The sequence below is a fragment of the Azospirillum sp. HJ39 genome, from assembly GCF_041507355.1.
GTDB classification, from domain to species: domain Bacteria; phylum Pseudomonadota; class Alphaproteobacteria; order Azospirillales; family Azospirillaceae; genus Azospirillum; species Azospirillum thiophilum.
This window is the reverse complement of sequence record NZ_CP167912.1, coordinates 137,140-153,280: the sequence shown is the minus strand read 5'-3', so window position 1 is coordinate 153,280 and position 16,141 is coordinate 137,140. Positions and strand designations below refer to the sequence as shown.

At 69.2% G+C, this 16,141-nt stretch carries 13 protein-coding genes; 7 read left to right on the top strand and 6 right to left on the bottom strand.

All coding sequences use genetic code 11. The features are described 5' to 3' along the window. Positions 1–335 precede the first annotated feature (335 nt). The 6 genes from ABMY26_RS28345 to ABMY26_RS28320 all read left to right on the top strand — a co-directional run bounded on the left by ABMY26_RS28345 (position 336) and on the right by ABMY26_RS28320 (position 6,442). Positions 336–998 (top strand): CoA transferase subunit A, encoded by a 663-nt coding sequence (locus ABMY26_RS28345; protein WP_045584300.1) that lies wholly within the window; start codon positions 336–338, stop codon positions 996–998. Beyond that, positions 991–1,644: a 3-oxoacid CoA-transferase subunit B gene (locus tag ABMY26_RS28340; RefSeq protein WP_372399520.1), complete on the top strand. Its 654-nt coding sequence runs from the start codon at positions 991–993 to the stop codon at positions 1,642–1,644. The genes ABMY26_RS28345 and ABMY26_RS28340 overlap by 8 nt, the downstream gene beginning before the upstream one ends. Before the next feature lie 104 nt (positions 1,645–1,748). Beyond that, positions 1,749–3,122 carry a TIGR00366 family protein gene (locus tag ABMY26_RS28335; RefSeq protein WP_372399519.1) on the top strand — a complete coding sequence of 458 codons (1,374 nt, stop codon included), beginning with the start codon at positions 1,749–1,751 and terminating at the stop codon, positions 3,120–3,122. Positions 3,123–3,227: 105 nt separating this feature from the next. Continuing rightward, on the top strand, positions 3,228–4,403 hold the full coding sequence (locus ABMY26_RS28330; protein WP_372399517.1) for an acetyl-CoA C-acetyltransferase: 1,176 nt from the start codon (positions 3,228–3,230) through the stop codon (positions 4,401–4,403). An 83-nt stretch (positions 4,404–4,486) separates the two neighbouring features. Then, the gene (locus ABMY26_RS28325; RefSeq protein ID WP_372399516.1) at positions 4,487–4,702 is read left to right on the top strand and encodes a hypothetical protein; all 216 of its coding nucleotides are present in this window, start codon (positions 4,487–4,489) and stop codon (positions 4,700–4,702) included. A gap of 48 nt (positions 4,703–4,750) precedes the next feature. Further along, the gene (locus ABMY26_RS28320; RefSeq protein WP_372399515.1) at positions 4,751–6,442 is read left to right on the top strand and encodes a methyl-accepting chemotaxis protein; all 1,692 of its coding nucleotides are present in this window, start codon (positions 4,751–4,753) and stop codon (positions 6,440–6,442) included. 6 nt (positions 6,443–6,448) lie between these two features. On the opposite strand, the gene ABMY26_RS28315 is transcribed toward ABMY26_RS28320, so the two are convergent. The 5 genes from ABMY26_RS28315 to ABMY26_RS28295 form a co-directional block, all read right to left on the bottom strand. Further along, a complete protein-coding gene (locus ABMY26_RS28315) occupies positions 6,449–7,987 on the bottom strand; it encodes an AMP-binding protein (RefSeq protein WP_372399514.1) in 1,539 nt (512 codons plus the stop codon). Positions 7,988–8,036: 49 nt separating this feature from the next. Beyond that, positions 8,037–9,800 (bottom strand): ABC transporter permease subunit, encoded by a 1,764-nt coding sequence (locus ABMY26_RS28310; RefSeq protein WP_372399513.1) that lies wholly within the window; start codon positions 9,798–9,800, stop codon positions 8,037–8,039. Next, the gene (locus ABMY26_RS28305; RefSeq protein WP_372399512.1) at positions 9,797–10,909 is read right to left on the bottom strand and encodes an ABC transporter ATP-binding protein; all 1,113 of its coding nucleotides are present in this window, start codon (positions 10,907–10,909) and stop codon (positions 9,797–9,799) included. Before ABMY26_RS28305 ends, ABMY26_RS28310 begins: the two co-directional genes overlap by 4 nt. Positions 10,910–10,934: 25 nt before the next feature. Beyond that, positions 10,935–12,035, bottom strand: a complete 1,101-nt coding sequence (locus tag ABMY26_RS28300) for an ABC transporter substrate-binding protein (RefSeq protein WP_372399511.1) — start codon at positions 12,033–12,035, stop codon at positions 10,935–10,937. A 117-nt stretch (positions 12,036–12,152) separates the two neighbouring features. Next, positions 12,153–12,929 (bottom strand): enoyl-CoA hydratase/isomerase family protein, encoded by a 777-nt coding sequence (locus ABMY26_RS28295; protein ID WP_372399510.1) that lies wholly within the window; start codon positions 12,927–12,929, stop codon positions 12,153–12,155. A gap of 203 nt (positions 12,930–13,132) precedes the next feature. Between ABMY26_RS28295 and ABMY26_RS28290 the strand changes: the two genes are divergently transcribed. Then, positions 13,133–13,996: an IclR family transcriptional regulator gene (locus tag ABMY26_RS28290; protein ID WP_372399509.1), complete on the top strand. Its 864-nt coding sequence runs from the start codon at positions 13,133–13,135 to the stop codon at positions 13,994–13,996. 25 nt (positions 13,997–14,021) lie between these two features. On the opposite strand, the gene prpR is transcribed toward ABMY26_RS28290, so the two are convergent. Further along, a complete protein-coding gene (prpR, locus tag ABMY26_RS28285) occupies positions 14,022–15,989 on the bottom strand; it encodes a propionate catabolism operon regulatory protein PrpR (RefSeq protein ID WP_372399508.1) in 1,968 nt (655 codons plus the stop codon). Positions 15,990–16,141: the final 152 nt, after the last annotated feature.

Below are 16,141 nucleotides of genomic sequence, written 5' to 3'. Positions count from 1 at the left end.
TTGCGCACCCGCCAGGGCGAAACAGGCCGACCTGCTGTCTGTTCGCCCGGCTTCCACGGCGGAAACCAAGGCTCCGGGCCACCCGGTCCCGGTGCCCCCCTCTGGCATACCCCTTGCGTATGTGTGGGTAGGCCGGCCGGCCCCGACGATCCACCGCGATGGCGTGGATGTCGCGGCCCCTCCGGTCGCAGCGCTACGAAACCAAGGCCACGAAACCAAGAATGAGCGCGAGTGTCCGCCCCACCGGTCCACCGCCGGTTCCGGGCGGGTCCGCGCCCGCGGGGTTGCCGGCGGGCTCAGGCCCTCGGCTCCCCGACGTCCAAGGGAGACGTCGAATGAGTAAAGTGCGAAAGCTTGAAGAGACCGTCGCCATGATTCCCGACGGCGCGGTCCTGATGATCGGGGGATTCATGGGGGTCGGCACGCCGCCCCGCCTGATCGACGAGTTGCTCCGCCAGGGCAAGCGCGGCCTGACGGTCATCGCCAACGACACCGCCCGCCCCGCGGTCGGCATCGGCCGGCTGATCGCGGCCAAGGCGGTGCGCAAGGTGATCGCCAGCCACATCGGCACCAATCCCGAAACCCAGCGCCAGATGATCGCCGGCGAGACCGAGGTGGAGCTGGTGCCGCAGGGCACGCTGGCCGAGCGGGTGCGCGCCGGCGGCTTCGGCCTCGGCGGGGTGCTGACCCCCACCGGCGTCGGCACCGTGGTCGAGGAGGGCAAGCAGCGCATCGAGCTGGACGGCACGGTCTATCTGCTGGAAAAGGCGCTGAAGGCCGATTTCGCCCTGATCGCCGCCAAGCGGGCCGACTATCTGGGCAACCTCGAATACGCGCTGACGGCGCGCAACTTCAATCCGCTGATGGCGATGGCCGCCGGATTGGTGATCGTCGAGGCCGAGGACATCGTGCCGGTCGGCGTCATCCCGCCCGACAGCGTCGTCACCCCGAATGTGCTGGTCGACTGCCTGGTCGCCAAGGAGCATCGCCATGGATGAGAAAACCCTGATCGCCAAGCGCGTCGCGCTGGAGCTGCGGGCGGGCAACCTGGTGAATCTCGGCATCGGCCTGCCCACCATGGTCGCCGCCCATCTGCCGGCCGGCGTCAACGTGTTCTTCCAGTCGGAGAACGGTATCGTCGGCATGGCGCCGGTGCCCGAACCGGGAGCGGAGAACGAGGATTTGAGCGATGCCGGCGGCAGCCCGATCGGCGCCGTCCCCGGGGCCGCGTCCTTCGACAGCGCCATGTCCTTCGGGTTGATCCGCGGCGGGCATCTGGATGTCACCGTGCTCGGCGGCCTCCAGGTCGACGAGGAGGGCCGGCTCGCCAACTGGATGGTGCCCGGCAAGATGGTGCCCGGCATGGGCGGGGCGATGGATCTGGTTTCCGGCGCCAAGCGGGTGATCGTCGCCATGCAGCACAGCGCCAAGGGCACGCCCAAGATCGTCAAGCGCTGCGAGTTGCCGCTGACCTCGGTGCGGCGGGTCGACCTGATCGTCACCGACCTCGCGGTGATCGAGCCGACCGACAAGGGGCTGGTGCTGCTGGAAACCGCTCCCGGTGTCACGGTCGCCGACGTTCTGGCCCAGACCGGCGCCGAGCTGATCGTCCCCTCCGACGTGCCGGTCATGCCCGTCGGCTGAGCCGGCCATACTCGCCGTCCGACGTTCCTTTTTGAGCATCGGGGAGGCCGGCCGCCGCGCCGTACGACGGCGCGGACGGCCTCCCTCCTTGCCGGAGACCTGCCATGAGCGTCACCACTGCTCCCCCGCCGGCGCCGGAGGCCGGCGCCCGCTTCAACCCGATCACCCCGATTTCCCGCGCCCTGACCTGGCTGGTCAGCCGCTATCTGCCCGACCCGCTGGTCTTCGCCATCCTGCTGACCGTTCTCACCTTCGCCCTGGCATGGTGGCTGACGCCGAGCGGCCCCGTCGCCCTCGTGCAGATGTGGGGCGGCGGATTCTGGAACCTGCTGGCCTTCTCGATGCAGATGGCGCTGGTCCTGGTCACCGGCCATGCGCTGGCCAGCTCCGAACCGATCCGCAAGGTGCTGGGGCGGGTGGCCTCCATCGCCAAGACGCCGGCCCAGGGCGTCATGCTGGTCTGCTTCGCCGCCGCCGTCACCAACATCGTCAACTGGGGCTTCGGCCTCGTCGTCGGCGCGATGTTCGCCCGCGAGGTGGCCCGCCGCGTGCCGAAATCGGACTACCGGCTGCTGATCGCCTCGGCCTATATCGGCTTCATGACGTGGCATGGCGGCTTCTCCGGCTCGGTGCCGCTGGTCGCCGCGACCAAGGGCAACCCGATGGAGAAGACGGTCGGGCTGATCCCGATCGGCGACACCCTGTTCACCGGCTACAACATCGGCATCACGCTGGCCCTCATCGTCGTCCTGCCGCTGATCTGCTGGATGATGCATCCGAAGGCGAGCGAGGTGGTGGCGGTCGACCCGGCGCTGCTGAAGCCGGAGGCGTCGACCCGCCGCGTCCTCGGCCCCGACGCCAGCCCGGCCGAGCGCCTGGAGGAAAGCCGCATCCTGGGCTTCGTCGTCGGCGCCTTCGGTCTGGTCTACCTGTTCCTGTATTTCCGGGCCAAGGGCTTCGACCTCAACATCAACACCGTCAACCTGATCATGCTGATCGCCGGCGTCATCCTGCACGGCACGCCGATGGCCTACGCCCGCGCCGTCGCCAACGCGGCACGCGGCACGGCCGGGATCATGATCCAGTTTCCCTTCTATGCCGGCATCCAAATCATGATGGAGCATTCCGGCCTGGGCGGTCTGATCACCAACTGGTTCGTGGACGTCGCCACCAAGGAAACCTTCCCGGTCCTCGCCTTCCTGTCGTCGGGCCTGATCAACTTCGCGGTTCCGTCGGGCGGCGGCCATTGGGTGGTGCAGGGTCCCTTCATCATGCCGGCGGCCCAGCAGCTCGGCGTCGATCTCGGCAAGGCGGCGATGGCCATCGCCTATGGCGAGGAGTGGATGAACATGGCGCAACCCTTCTGGGCGCTGCCGGCACTGGCCATCGCCGGGCTGGGGGTGCGCGACATCATGGGCTACTGCGCCACGGCGCTGATCCTGACGCTGCCCATCTTCCTCATCGGCCTCTACCTGTGACCTTCGATGTCTGACCGGCCGGCCGCCGCGATCCACCGGACGGACGCGGCGGCCCAGCCATCCAATTGCCATCCTTCAAGAAACACCGTTCCGGAGGAGTCCTCCATGACCGAGATCGTCATCGCCAGCGCGGCGCGCACCGCCATCGGCAGCTTCAACGGCGCGTTGGCCGCCGTTCCCGCCCACGAGCTGGGTGCCACGGTGATCCGCGAGGCGCTGTCGCGCGCCCACACCGATGCCGCCGAGGTGACGGAAGTCATCCTGGGCCAGGTGCTGACCGCCGGCCAGGGCCAGAACCCGGCCCGCCAGGCCGCCGTCGCCGCCGGCATCCCGGTCGAGAAGACCGCCTTCGGCATCAACCAGGTCTGCGGCTCGGGCCTGCGCTCGGTGGCGCTCGGCTATCAGGCGATCCGCACCGGCGACGCCGAGGTGATGGTGGTCGGCGGCCAGGAGAACATGAGCCTGTCGCCCCACCTCATGCATCTGCGCAACGGCACCAAGATGGGCACCGCCGAGATGCTGGACAGCATGATCCGCGACGGGCTGTGGGAGGCCTTCCACGGCTACCACATGGGCGTCACCGCCGAGAATGTCGCCCGTGTCTGGACCCTCTCCCGCGAACAGCAGGATCTGTTCGCGCTCGCCTCGCAGCAGAAGGCCGAGGCGGCGCAGACGGCCGGCCGCTTCGAGGACGAGATCGTTCCCGTCACCATCAAGGGCCGCAAGGGCGATATCGTCGTCAAGGTCGACGAATATCCCAAGCACGGCACCACCATCGAGGCGCTGGCCAAGCTGCGCCCGGCATTCGCCAAGGACGGTACGGTGACCGCCGGCAATGCGTCGGGCCTGAACGACGGCGCCGCCGCGCTGGTGCTGATGACCGCGGAGAACGCCGCCCGCCGCGGCATCGCGCCGCTGGCCCGCATCGCCTCCTGGGCCACCGCCGGGGTCGATCCGGCGCTGATGGGCAGCGGCCCGATCCCTGCCTCGCAACTGGCGCTCAAGAAGGCCGGCTGGGGTGTGGACGAACTGGATCTGATCGAGGCGAACGAAGCGTTCGCGGCCCAGGCGCTGGCGGTCAATGCCGGCATGGGCTGGGACGCCGCCAAGGTCAACGTCAATGGCGGCGCCATCGCGCTCGGCCATCCCATCGGGGCGTCGGGCGCCCGCATCCTGGTCAGCCTGTTGCATGAGATGGGCCGGCGCGACGCGAAGAAGGGCCTTGCCACCCTGTGCATCGGCGGCGGCATGGGTGTCGCCCTCTGCGTCGAGCGCGGCTGAGCGGCAGGCTTGCGGCGCACGCCCCCGACGACACGTCGGAGGCGTGCGCCGCGACCATTTGTACCCTTTCGGAGGATGGTAGTATGGTAGAGGTTATCGAGGTGTCCGTCACGCTGCGCATTGCAGTCGCCGATGCAGCGGACGGGCAGGCCGCAGCCCTGCGGGCGGCGGAACATTTCAGCCATGTCAGCCATGCCCGGATCGCCGCATTCAATGAAGTGAGCCGCGTCCATTCCGTGGACGGCGGAGTCGTCGAAGCGGTCACCAGCATCGTGGCCGGTGCGGGCCGCGTCCCGTGACGTCCAGCCGGTCCCCACGAGTGGGCCGGGAACAGGGAAGATAGAATCATGCGCCTCTCGGAACTGCCATTACGGTGGCGGATCGGATTTCTCGCGTCGCTGTCGATCATCGCCGCCGGCCTGGTGGCGGCGGTCGGCGGGCATTTCGTCAACCGTGCGCTGGTCGAGCAGCGGATGAACAGCGTCCGCTTCATCGCCGAAAGCGGCGGTGCCATCGCCGCGCGCTTCCACAAGCTGGCGCAGGACGGCGTGATGAGCGAGGAGGACGCGAAGGAGCGCGCGAAGACCGCGATCGGCGCCATGCGCTACGCCGATGGTGAGTATCTCTGGATCTGGACCTCGCAGATCATCAGCGTCATGCATGCGAACCCCGCCCTGATCGGCAAGAGCGGCGCCGAGATCCGTGACCGCAACGGGGTCTACGTCATCCGCGAGGCGGTACGGGGCGCCCTGACCCCCGTGCCGGAGTTCGTGACCTACGAATGGCCGCGGCCCAACGATCCGAAGGGGCCGACCTACGAGAAGCTGGCCTATTCCATCCATTACAAGCCATGGGACTGGGTCATCGGCACCGGCGTCTACACCGACGACCTGCGCTCGGCCTTCCTTGGCATGATGACGGTGTTCGGGCTGGTGGTCGCCGGGTTGTCGGCGCTGGCCCTGCTGCTGGGCTGGGCGGTCGCCCGCAGCGTCACGCGGCCGCTGTCGCGCGTCCATGGCGTGATGCTGCGGCTGGCGGAGCAGGACATGGCGGCCGAGGTGCCTGAACGCGGCCGGCGCGACGAGATCGGCGGCATGGCGCGGACCCTGGAGGTCTTCAAGGCGAGCATCCTGCGCACCCACCAGATGGAGCGGGAGAACCGCGACGCGGCGGAGCGGGCTGCAGCCGACAAGCGCGCCGCGATGCTGGATCTGGCCTCCCGCTTCGAGGCCAGCGTCGGGCGCATCGTCGATCAGGTCAGCGAGTCCGCCACCGGCTTCCAGGCGACGGCGGCCCAGGTGTCCGGCGCGGTCGAGAAGGTGGAGCGCGAATGCGTCGTCGTCGCCTCCGCCTCCGAACAGGCCTCGATGAATGTCCAGACCGTCGCGTCCGCGGCGGAGGAGATGTCGACGGCGATCCATGATCTTTCGGTACGCGTCGCGCAGGCGGCCCAGCGGTCGAAATCGACCGCCGAACGGGCCGAGCAGGCGCGCACCCACCTCGATGCGCTGTCGACCGCCATCGAACAGGTGGACCAGATCGTGGCGTCGATCAACGCGGTGGCGTCGCAGACCAACCTGCTGGCGCTGAACGCCACAATCGAGGCGGCGCGGGCCGGCGAAGCGGGGAAAGGCTTCGCCGTGGTGGCGAGCGAGGTCAAGAACCTGGCGAGCCAGACCCATGCGATGACCGAGCAGATCGGCCAGCAGATCGGCACGGTGAAGGCGGCGTCCGGCCGCACCGTCGAGGCGATGCGCGGCATCATCGGGCAGGTCGACCACATCGACCGTTCGACCGCCGAGATGGCCTCCTCGGTCGAGCAGCAGAGCGCTGCCACCGCCGAGATCAGCCGCAACGCCCAGCAGGCGGCGGCCGGCACCACCGAGGTTTCGCGCAACGTGCTGGACATCCAGCGCGCCGAACGCGAAACCGGCGATGCGACCCAGGAGGCCAAGCGGTCGGCCGACACGCTCGCGGACCGGGCGACATTGCTGAAGCGCGAGGTCAGGGCGTTCCTGGAGGAGATCCGCGCTGCCTGACCGGCCTCATCCCACCGCCTGCCGGTCCCAGCTGTCATGCACGGCCGGTGGCAGGCGGTGCTTCATGATGCGTTGGCTCGGCGTGCGCTCGAACTCCTCCACAAGCGCGATGTAGCGGGGGTTCTGATAGGGGGCGAGCCGGTGGCCGAGCCAGTCGGACAATGCCGGGACATCCACCGTCGCCCCCGCCTTGGGCTTGACGAACAGCTTGATGTCCTGTTCGCCGATCTCTGCCTTCACGCCGATGACGGCACAATCCTCGATGGCGGGATGGGTGGCGGCGATGTGCTCGATCTCCCAGGCGGAGACGTTCTCGCCCTTGCAGCGCATGCTGTCGGTCATCCGGCCGTGGAACAGCAGCGTGCCGTCCGGGAGGAGCGAGCCCAGGTCGCCGGTGTGCATGGCGCCGTCGCGCAGCGCCCGCGCCGTCGCCTCCGGATTGCGGAAATAGCCGGCGAACAGGGCGCCGGGCAGGCCGGTGCGAACCACGATCTCGCCGCGCTCGCCCTGGGGAACCGGGGATCCCGCCTCGTCCAGCAGATCCACGGTGAACCAGGGCATCGGCCGGCCGACCGCGCCCACCGTGCCCTCGTCGTTGCAGGTGGTGATGCTCGACGCCTCGGTCATGCCGTAGCATTCGCGGATCTGCACGCCGAACCGTTCCTCGAACGGCGTCCAGGTCTCCTTCGGGCAGCCGCCGCCCCAGGCGATCCGCACCGGATGGTCGCGGTCGCGCGGGCATGGCGGCTGCTTCAGCAGGATTTGCAGGATGCCGCCCAGGTAATGGATGTGGGTGGCGCCATATTCGCGCACCTGATCCCAGAAGCGGCTGGCGCTGAAGCGGTCGACCATCGCCAGCGACACTTTGCGGATCAGCGGCAGCACGATCATCTGGGCGCCGCCGATGTGGTAGAGCGGCTCCCACACGAACAGCACGTCGCCGTCGCGGGCGGCGGACACGCGGGCCACCGCCTCGCCCGCCAGCCGCATCATGCGGTGGGTGACCTGCGCGCCTTTCGGCCGGCCGGTGGTGCCCGACGTGTACATGATGGCGAACAGGTCGTCGGGGCCGGGACGCGCACCCTCGAAGCGGGCGTCGGTCTCCAGCATCGGTTCCAGCCGCAGGGAGGCCGCGGAGGCGTCGGCGCCGGCCACGACCAGCGGCTTGCCCGACAGGTCGGCGCCGCAGTCGGCGATGACCGGGACGAGGTCGGCGTCGGCCAGCACGGCGGCGGGGTCGGAATGCTCCAGGATGTAGCGCAGCCCGTCGCCGCGCTGCTGGGCGTTGATCGGAACCCACACCAGCCCGGCCTTGGCGAGGCCGAACAGGGTGGACAGCACCGCCGGGCTGTTGCGCAGCATCAGCGCCACGCGGTCGCCGGGGAGCAGCCCCATCCGCCGAAGCTCCGCCGCCATGCTGTCGGACTGGCGGTCGAGCGTGCCGACGGTCAGCGGGATGCCGTTGTAGCGGGCGAACGGACGCTCGCCGTCGGTCCGCGCGGCCTGGGTCAGCAGGCCGGCGAACCCGGTGTCGAAATCGGACATGGTCGGACAGTCTCGGGCAAAGGGAAGCGGGGGGGAATCGGGAAGGGGCTCAGCGGCCGGACCGGCGCAGCCGTTCGGCGATCAGCAGGAGCGCCATGACGATGACGAAGACGACGACCGACACCGCGGCCAGGGTCGGGTTCAGCTGCAGGATCATGTCGTCCCACATCTGCTTGGGCAGCGTGGTCTTGACCCCGCCGCTGACGAAGATGGCGACCGTCAGCTCGTCGAAGGAGGTGATGAAGGCGAACAGGAAGGCGGCCACCAGACCGCCGCGGATCAACGGCACCGTCACCCGCAACAGCGTCTGCACCCGGTTGGCGCCCAGCGTCGCCGCCGCCTGGTCCAGGCGCCAGTCATGGCCCTTGACCACGGCGGCGATGGCGACGAAGGCGAAGGGCAGGGCCAGCACCGTATGGCCGATGACGAGGCCGAGGTCGGTGGCGACCAGCCCGATCTGGGCGAAAAGGTAGAACAGCCCGACGGCGATGACGATGCGCGGGACGATCATCGGCGCCAGGAACAGGGCGAAGATGGTGCCGCGCCAGCGCGAGGTGGACCGGGCCAGCGCCAGGGCGGCCAGCCCCGCCACCAGCGTCGCCACGATGGCGGTGGCGAAGGCGACGCCGAAGGAGCGCAACGTCGCGCCCAGCCACAGGTCCGAGCCGAAATAGACATCGAACCATTTCAGGCTGTAGCCCGGTGGCGGGAAATCGAGGAAGGGCGAGCTGGTGAAGGCGATCGGCACCACCACGATGGCCGGCGCCACCAGGAAGACCAGCACCAGCGTCGAATAGAGCGCCGGCAGCCGGTCGTGGCCCCGCTCGCCCAGCACCGGCGAGGTCACCCGCGCCGCGGCGGCGGTCAGTGCCGCCATCGCCGACAGGATGCGCTGGCCGGCCTTGCGCATGGCGCCGCCGCCCTTGCCGCGCCGTGCCCCCTCGCCCGACAGGGTCGACAGGCCGAAGACCCGGTCATAGACCCAGCAGGTGACCAGCGCCGCCGCCAGCATGAAGGTGGCGAGCGCCCCGGCGAAGGCCCAGTTCAGCATCTCCTGGATCTGGGTGATGATGAGCTGCGCCAGCATGGTCTGCTGCGGTCCGCCCAGCAGGGCCGGTACGATGAAGAATCCCAGCGACGAGATGAAGGTCAGCAGCCCGGCCGCGGCGACGCCCGGCAGCGACAGCTGGAAATAGACCAGCCAGAAGGCATGCCCGGGGGCGGCCCCCAGCGTTTCCGCCGCCTGCACCAGCCGGCGGTCGATGCCGGTCATCACCGGCAGCATGGTCAGCACCGCCAGCGGCAGCATGGCGTGGACCATGCCGACCATCACGCCGAACTCGTTGTGCAGCATCTCCGGCGCCGGCAGCCCGCCGGCCGACAGGATGCCGCCGATGACGCCGGTTCGCCCCAGGATCACCATCCAGGCGAAGGTCTTCACCAGATAGCTGGTCCAGAACGGCACCATCACCGCCAGGATCATGGTGCCGCGCCGGCGCTCCGGCAGCTGCGCCAGCCAGTAGGCGAGCGGATAGCCGAGCAGCAGCGAGAACAGCGCCGTCAGCCCGGCGATGCGGAAGGTGCCCATCAGCACGCGGAAATAGACGCCGGTGTCGACGATGCGGGCGTAATGCTCCCCCGTCCAGGCGCCGGTTTCGGCATCCTGGATGCTGAGCCCCAGCAGCCGCAGGACCGGATAGAGGAAGAAGACGGCGAGGAAGGCGATGCCGGGCGCCGCCAGCCACAGCGGGCCGAAGCGCAGCCGCTGCCTCAGGCCGCCCTCGGCGGAGCCATGCAGGATTGCGGCGCTCATGACACCAGCACCCCGGCCTCGCTGCGCCAGCGCACGGCGACCCGGTCGCCCAGCGGCGGCGGGGACATGCCACGCCGCAGCCGCACGGTGATGGTGGACCGGTCGCTCAACGTCACCAGCACGCGGGTTTCCGACCCGGCATAGACGGTGTCGACCACCTCGCCAGACACCTCGTTGTCGCCTTCGCCCTCCAGGTCGAGCTGTTCGGGACGGACGATCAGCGATACCTCGCCGTTGCCGGTCATCACGGCATTGCCGGCGGCATCGGTGGTGCCGGTCGTGGCGGCGGACAGGCGGAAGCGGCCGCCGCCGGTCACCAGGATCGGCGCCCCGCCCTCGTCCTGCTGGACGCGGCCGCGGAAGATGTTCGACACGCCGATGAAGTCGGCGGCGAAGGCGGTCTTCGGCCGGGCGTAGATGTCGTGCGGGGTGCCGATCTGCTCGATGCGCGCATGGTTCATCAGGCAGATGCGGTCGGACATCGCCAGCGCCTCTTCCTGGTCATGGGTGACGTAGATGATGGTGGCGCCGGTTTCGCGGTGCAGGCGCTTGATCTCGTACTGCATGTGCTCGCGCAGCTTCTTGTCCAGCGCACCCAGCGGTTCGTCCATCAGGATGACCGAGGGTTGGTAGACGAAGCAGCGCGCCAGCGCCACGCGCTGCTGCTGGCCGCCCGACAGCTCCTTGGGGAAGCGGTCGCCGAGATGGCCGAGATGGACCATGTCGAGCGCGTCGCGCACCCGGCGGTCGAGGTCGGAGGCGGCGACCCCCCGCATGCGCAGGGGGAAGCCGATGTTCTCCGCCACCGTCAGATGGGGGAACAGGGCGTAATGCTGGAACACCAGCCCGATGTCGCGCTTGTGGACCGGCGTCCGCGTCTCGTCGCGGCCGTCGATCAGGATGCGCCCGCCGCTCGGCTCCACCAGCCCGCAGATCATCTGCAGCAGCGTGGTCTTGCCCGAGCCGGAAGGGCCGAGCAGCGTCAGGAACTCGCCCGCCGGAACCTCCAGGCGGGTGGGTTGCAGGGCGACGACCGATCCGTAGCTCTTGGTGAGGCCATCGACCAGCAGCTTGCAGGCGGGAGGGGCCGTTCCGTGGGAGGGGGACATGGCGGCGGGTCTCCTGTGATGGACGTCAGCCGAGGATCCAGGCGTTGAACCGCTCGCTCATCTTGGAGCGGTTGGCACCCCACCAATCCTCGCGCGCGATGGTCATGCCCTTCAGGTTGCCCGGGAAGGTCGGCAGCGCCGGGGCGCGTTCCTTCGGGATGCTGTCATAGGCCTTGAGGTTGGTCGGGCCGTAGGCCAGCACCTCGGTGAAGATCGCCTGGCGCTGCGGGTCGGCGCAGAACTTGATGAACTTGCGGGCGGCGTCGGCGCGCGGGTTGCCGCGCGGGATGCCCCAGCCCTCGATCGAATAGAGGCCCTGGTTCCACGAGATCTTCACCGGCGCGCCGCCGTCGATGGCGGCCTGGGCGCGGGCGTTCCACAGGGCGATCATGTCGACCTCGCCGCTCTGGATCAGCTGGGTCGACTGGGCGCCGCCGGTCCACCAGGCGGCGATGTGCGGGCGGATGCGCTCCAGGCTCTTGTAGGCGCGCTCGACATCGAGCGGATAGAGCGCCTCCAGCGGCACGCCGTCGGCCAGCAGCGCCTGTTCCAGCGTGTCGATCGGGTTCTTGCGCAGCGACCGGCGGCCGGGGAATTTCTCGACGTTCCAGAAATCGGCCCAGCTCTGCGGCGGGTTGGACGGGAACTTGTCGGTGCGGTAGGCGAGGATGGTCGAATAGACGTCGGTGCCCATCCACTGGCCGGTCAGCGCCTCCGGCATCAGGCCGGGCGCGTCGGCGGCGGCGAAGTCCAACGGCTCCAGCAGGTTCTGGCGGGCCAGGATGTCGCGGGCCGACAGGGTCAGCGTGCAGACGTCCCAACTGTAGGATCTGGTTTCCACGATGGCCTTGAACTGGGCGGTCGGCTCGGCCTCGCGGGCGACGTTGACGACCTTGATGCCGGTCGCCTTCTCGAACGGATCGTAGAACGCCTTGCGGAAGGCCGGGCTGTAGGGACCGCCCGGATCGGCGACGGTGATCTGCGTCGTCTGCGCCATCGCCGGCCGGCTCATCCCGGCTGTCATGGCCGCCGGCAGCGCCGCGGCCAGCGCGGTGCCGGCGGCGCCCGTCAGCGTGGTGGCGAGCAGGCTGCGGCGGTCGATGGCGAAATCGTCGGTCTTTCCCATGGTCTTAATCCCTGTTCGCTGGCCGGGTCTTGCGGTCGCCCGGCTTTGAAGGTTTCGTCGGTGGGGGAGGGGGCGGCGGCGAGCCGTCCCCTTTTTGGACTTCCGTGGATGGGCCGGTCAGGCCGCCGTCTTGCGCGCGGCGCGCTTGGCCAGGAACTCTTCCATCATCCGCGCCGGTTCGCCCGACGCGTAGGCCTCGCGCTGGATGCGCACGCCGGCGGCCAGACAGTCGCGGAACCCGGCCTCGGTCATCTCGCGGAAGCGCTGCTTGTCGAGGCGCATGGCGACCGGCGGCTTGGCGGCCAGCTCGCCGGCCAGCTCGAGCGCCTCTTCCATCACGCGGTCCTGCGGGACGAGGCGGTTGATCAGGCCGACGGCGCGGCATTCCTCGGCCTCCATCAGCCGGCCGGTCAGGGTCAGGTCGATGGTGCGGGCCAGCCCCAGCATCTCCTTCATGATCCACGGGCCGGTGGTGCTGGCGATGCCGGAATTGATCTCGGGCTGGCCCATGCGGACGCCCGGATGGCCGACGCGCAGGTCGCCCAGCAACGCCACCTGGAAGGCCGATCCGGCCGCGATGCCGTTCAGTGCCACCACCAGCGGCTTCGACAGGGTGCGCATGCGGTGATAGAGCCGCTCCCACTCGGCCACCCATTCCTCGGCGCGGTCGGCATCGAAGCTCTTGGTTTCGTTGAGATCCTGCCCGGCGCCGAAAGCACGGTCGCCGGCACCCGTCAGAATGAGGGCGCGGATGGAGGGATCGGCCTCCAGCCGGTCGAAGGCGACGACCAGATCGTCGCGCATCGCCTTGTTCCAGGCGTTCAGCACCTCCGGACGGTTCAGCGTGATGACGCCGACCGGTCCGCGGGTTTCGATGAGGATGAAGTCGGTCACGGGATGCGCTCCTGTCGAACGGCAGGGGAAACCGGCCCGGCGGGACACTGCCCATTGCCGGAATGCCCCGCCGCAAAGAGGGGGTCGAAGGGGGTGTCGGAAGGCAATGTATTGAATAGCAATATCTTGTATTGAATAGCTTGGCTTGCTTTGGATACTCTGTCAACGGTATCTCTCACCGCGCACTTTCAGGACCGACCGACATGGCACCGCGCCGCTCCACCGCCTCCGCGTCCAAGGCCGGGCTTCCGGCCGACACCGCCGCATCCGCCGAGAACGCATCCGCCGAGAACGCAGGCGCCGAAGGGCGGGCGACCGATCCGTTGATGGTGATGTCGGTGGACAAGGCGTTCCGCGTGCTGCACGCCTTCGATTCCTCCCGCCCGTCCATGAGCCTGACCCAGGTCGCCGCCGCCGTCGGCATGGACAAGAGCGCGGCGCAGCGCTTCACCTACACGTTGGAGAAGCTGGGCTACCTGCGGAAGGATCCGGTGACCAAGCGGTTCGAGCTGACCGTCCGCACGCTGGATCTCGCGCACCACTATCTTCGCAGCAACGCGATGCTGGAGCGCGCGATGCCGTACCTGATGCATCTCAGCAAGACGACCGAGGAGACGATCAACCTGACCGTGATGGACGGGACGGAGATCGTCTTCGTGTCGCGCTTCATGAGCCGTCATGTGCTGAACACCGACGTCATCGTCGGCACGCGGATGCCGGCCTTCTGCACCGCCCCCGGCGTCGCCATCCTGTCGCGCCTGCCGGCGGCGGAGGCGGCGGCGCTGGTCGACCGGATGGATTTGCAGGCCTTCACCCCGCACACCACCTGGCGGCGCGAGGATTTGCTGGCGAAGATCGCCAAGTCGGCGGTGCGCGGCTATGCCACCGCGTTCGAGGAGTTCTATCACGGCGACCTGTCGGTCGCCGCCGCCATCACCGGGCCGGGCGGCGTGCCGGTGGGCGCGCTGAACATCGCCGTCTCCCGCGCGCGCTTCACCCCGGAGGAGATGGAGGAGCGCTTCGCCCCGCTGGTGGTGGCCGCCGCCGGATCGGTCTCGCAGCGCTGAACGGTCCCGCCGCGATCCGGCCCCCTCAGCGGCTCCCGGCGCCGGCAGGCGGATCGATGCCCAGCTGCCGCATGCGCCGCCACAGCGTCGCCCGGCTGATGCCCAGCAGCCGCGCCGCCTCGGCACGGTTGCCGCTGCTGTGCGACAGCGCGCTTTCGATGGCGGCGTGCGGGTCGTCGCCGTGATGCGCCTCCGCCCCGGCCCCGTCCAAGCCGGGCGGTTCGGGGAACAGTTCCGGGCAGTCGTGGCGCAGGATGTCCGGCGGAATGGCGGCGACGCCGCCGAACTGCAGCACCAGCATGGTCAGCCGCTCGCAGATGTTCTCCAACTCGCGGACATTGCCGGGCCAGCCATAGGCGGTGAACCAGGGCTCCAGCGTGCCGACCACCGCCGACGGCGCCATGGCGGCCTGCGCCCGCTCCAGGCAGGCGGCGACGAAGCCCTCGGCCAGCGTCGTGACATCCTCCACCCGGTCGCGCAGCGGCGGCAGGCGAAGGCGCAGCGTGTTCAGCCGGTAGAGCAGGTCGGCGCGGAAGCTGCGTTGCGCCACCAGCTCCTCCAACGGCTGGTGGGTGGCGGCGATCACGCGCAGGTCGACCGGGATCGGCACCACGCTGCCGAGCCGCACGATCTCGCGCTCCTGGAGGACGCGCAGCAGCCGGGTCTGCAGCGGCAGCGGCATGTCGCCGATCTCGTCCAGGAACAGCGTGCCGGTGTGTGCCGCCTCGAACAGTCCGACCTTGCCGCCCTTGCGCGACCCGGTGAAGGCGCCTTCCTCATGCCCGAACAGCTCGCTTTCCAGCAGGCTGTCGGGAAAGGCCGAGCAGTTGATCGCGACGAAGGGCCGCCCGGCGCGCGAGCCGAGATTGTGGATGGCCTGGGCGAACAGCTCCTTGCCGGTGCCGCTCTCGCCGGAGATCAGCACGGTCAGGTCGCTTGCCGCGAAGCGCCGCGCGGTGGCGCGCGCCCGCTCGATGGCCGGGCTGCCACCCCCGATGTCGGCCAGCGCGTAGCGGGTCGTCCGGTTGGAGCGCCGCCGCGTCTGCGAGCGCAGGCTGACGTCGGCCTCGCTGATGGTGCGGGCGTCGTAGACGGTGATCATGGCGCCGGTGATCTGGCCATGCTCGCGGATCGGGATGCGGTTGGCGATCCAGTCGCGGCTGCGGAAGCGCAGGACGCTGCCCTTGACCGCCTCGCCGCTGGCCAGCACGCCGCGCAGCGACAAATCCGGCTCCACCTCCGCCGCGATGCGACCCAGAACGGCGTTGGGCGGGATTCCCAGCAGCGCCTCCATCGCCGGGTTGACCGCCGTCACCCGGTCGTCGGGATCGACCGCCAGGACCGCTTCCTGCACATTCTGCAGCACCCCGTTCAACTGGCCGTAGCGGGCGTTCTCCAGCCGGGCGATGCGGGCCAGTTCCAAGGCATCGTCGAGCCCCTGGCGCACGCCCGCCACCGAATAGGCCAGGATGCCCTCCATCCCCAGCCGTTCGGTCGCCTCCACCACCACGCTCGACCCGATGATGACGGGAAAGCCGCGCTCTGCCATGCCCTTGACGCAGGCTACCGCCTCGTCCGGCGTCTCATAGGCGCCCTGTTCCACTTCGGTGCGCAGCAAGCCCTTGATCGCATCCAGTTCCGGGATGGTGCGGCGGTGCATGACGATGCCGACGCGGTTGGAGCGCTCCCGCGCCCGCAGCAGCGCCAGCAGGATGTCGTAGCCGCCGACATTGATGGTGGCGACCGGCGATTTCAGCGTGCTGCGTAGATAGCTGGCATTGGCGCCGGCGCTGACGAAGGCATCCACCGTGCCCGACGCCTCGCGTTCGCGCGCCACGGCGAGCGCCGCCTCGTAGGCCTGGTCGATAACCTCGATCTCGGCCTTCTTGGCATATTCGTCCAGCACGCTGCGGGCCAGATTGGTCAGATGGCGGTAGCTGAGAAAGCAGAGGCGCAGGCGGCCGTTGTGCCGATGGCCCAGCAATGCGGGCATGGTTTCCTCCCGTGATCCGGCCCGGCTTCATGGGCGGACGTTTCACCAGATTGTTTCAATCGGCGTTTCATGCCGCCGTTCATTCCGTTTCATGAAACATGGCTCTTTTGCCGCAAACGGCCAAGAAGATTGATTTTCCTTGGGGTGTGCGA

What these genes read in the sequence shown, in the direction of transcription:
- ABMY26_RS28345 (WP_045584300.1), top strand. Translation starts at nt 336, where the DNA reads ATGAGTAAAGTGCGAAAGCTTGAAGAGACCGTCGCCATGATTCCCGAC.
- ABMY26_RS28340 (WP_372399520.1), top strand. Translation starts at nt 991, where the DNA reads ATGGATGAGAAAACCCTGATCGCCAAGCGCGTCGCGCTGGAGCTGCGG.
- ABMY26_RS28335 (WP_372399519.1), top strand. Translation starts at nt 1,749, where the DNA reads ATGAGCGTCACCACTGCTCCCCCGCCGGCGCCGGAGGCCGGCGCCCGC.
- ABMY26_RS28330 (WP_372399517.1), top strand. Translation starts at nt 3,228, where the DNA reads ATGACCGAGATCGTCATCGCCAGCGCGGCGCGCACCGCCATCGGCAGC.
- ABMY26_RS28325 (WP_372399516.1), top strand. Translation starts at nt 4,487, where the DNA reads ATGGTAGAGGTTATCGAGGTGTCCGTCACGCTGCGCATTGCAGTCGCC.
- ABMY26_RS28320 (WP_372399515.1), top strand. Translation starts at nt 4,751, where the DNA reads ATGCGCCTCTCGGAACTGCCATTACGGTGGCGGATCGGATTTCTCGCG.
- ABMY26_RS28315 (WP_372399514.1), bottom strand. Translation starts at nt 7,987, where the DNA reads ATGTCCGATTTCGACACCGGGTTCGCCGGCCTGCTGACCCAGGCCGCG.
- ABMY26_RS28310 (WP_372399513.1), bottom strand. Translation starts at nt 9,800, where the DNA reads ATGAGCGCCGCAATCCTGCATGGCTCCGCCGAGGGCGGCCTGAGGCAG.
- ABMY26_RS28305 (WP_372399512.1), bottom strand. Translation starts at nt 10,909, where the DNA reads ATGTCCCCCTCCCACGGAACGGCCCCTCCCGCCTGCAAGCTGCTGGTC.
- ABMY26_RS28300 (WP_372399511.1), bottom strand. Translation starts at nt 12,035, where the DNA reads ATGGGAAAGACCGACGATTTCGCCATCGACCGCCGCAGCCTGCTCGCC.
- ABMY26_RS28290 (WP_372399509.1), top strand. Translation starts at nt 13,133, where the DNA reads ATGGCACCGCGCCGCTCCACCGCCTCCGCGTCCAAGGCCGGGCTTCCG.
- prpR (WP_372399508.1), bottom strand. Translation starts at nt 15,989, where the DNA reads ATGCCCGCATTGCTGGGCCATCGGCACAACGGCCGCCTGCGCCTCTGC.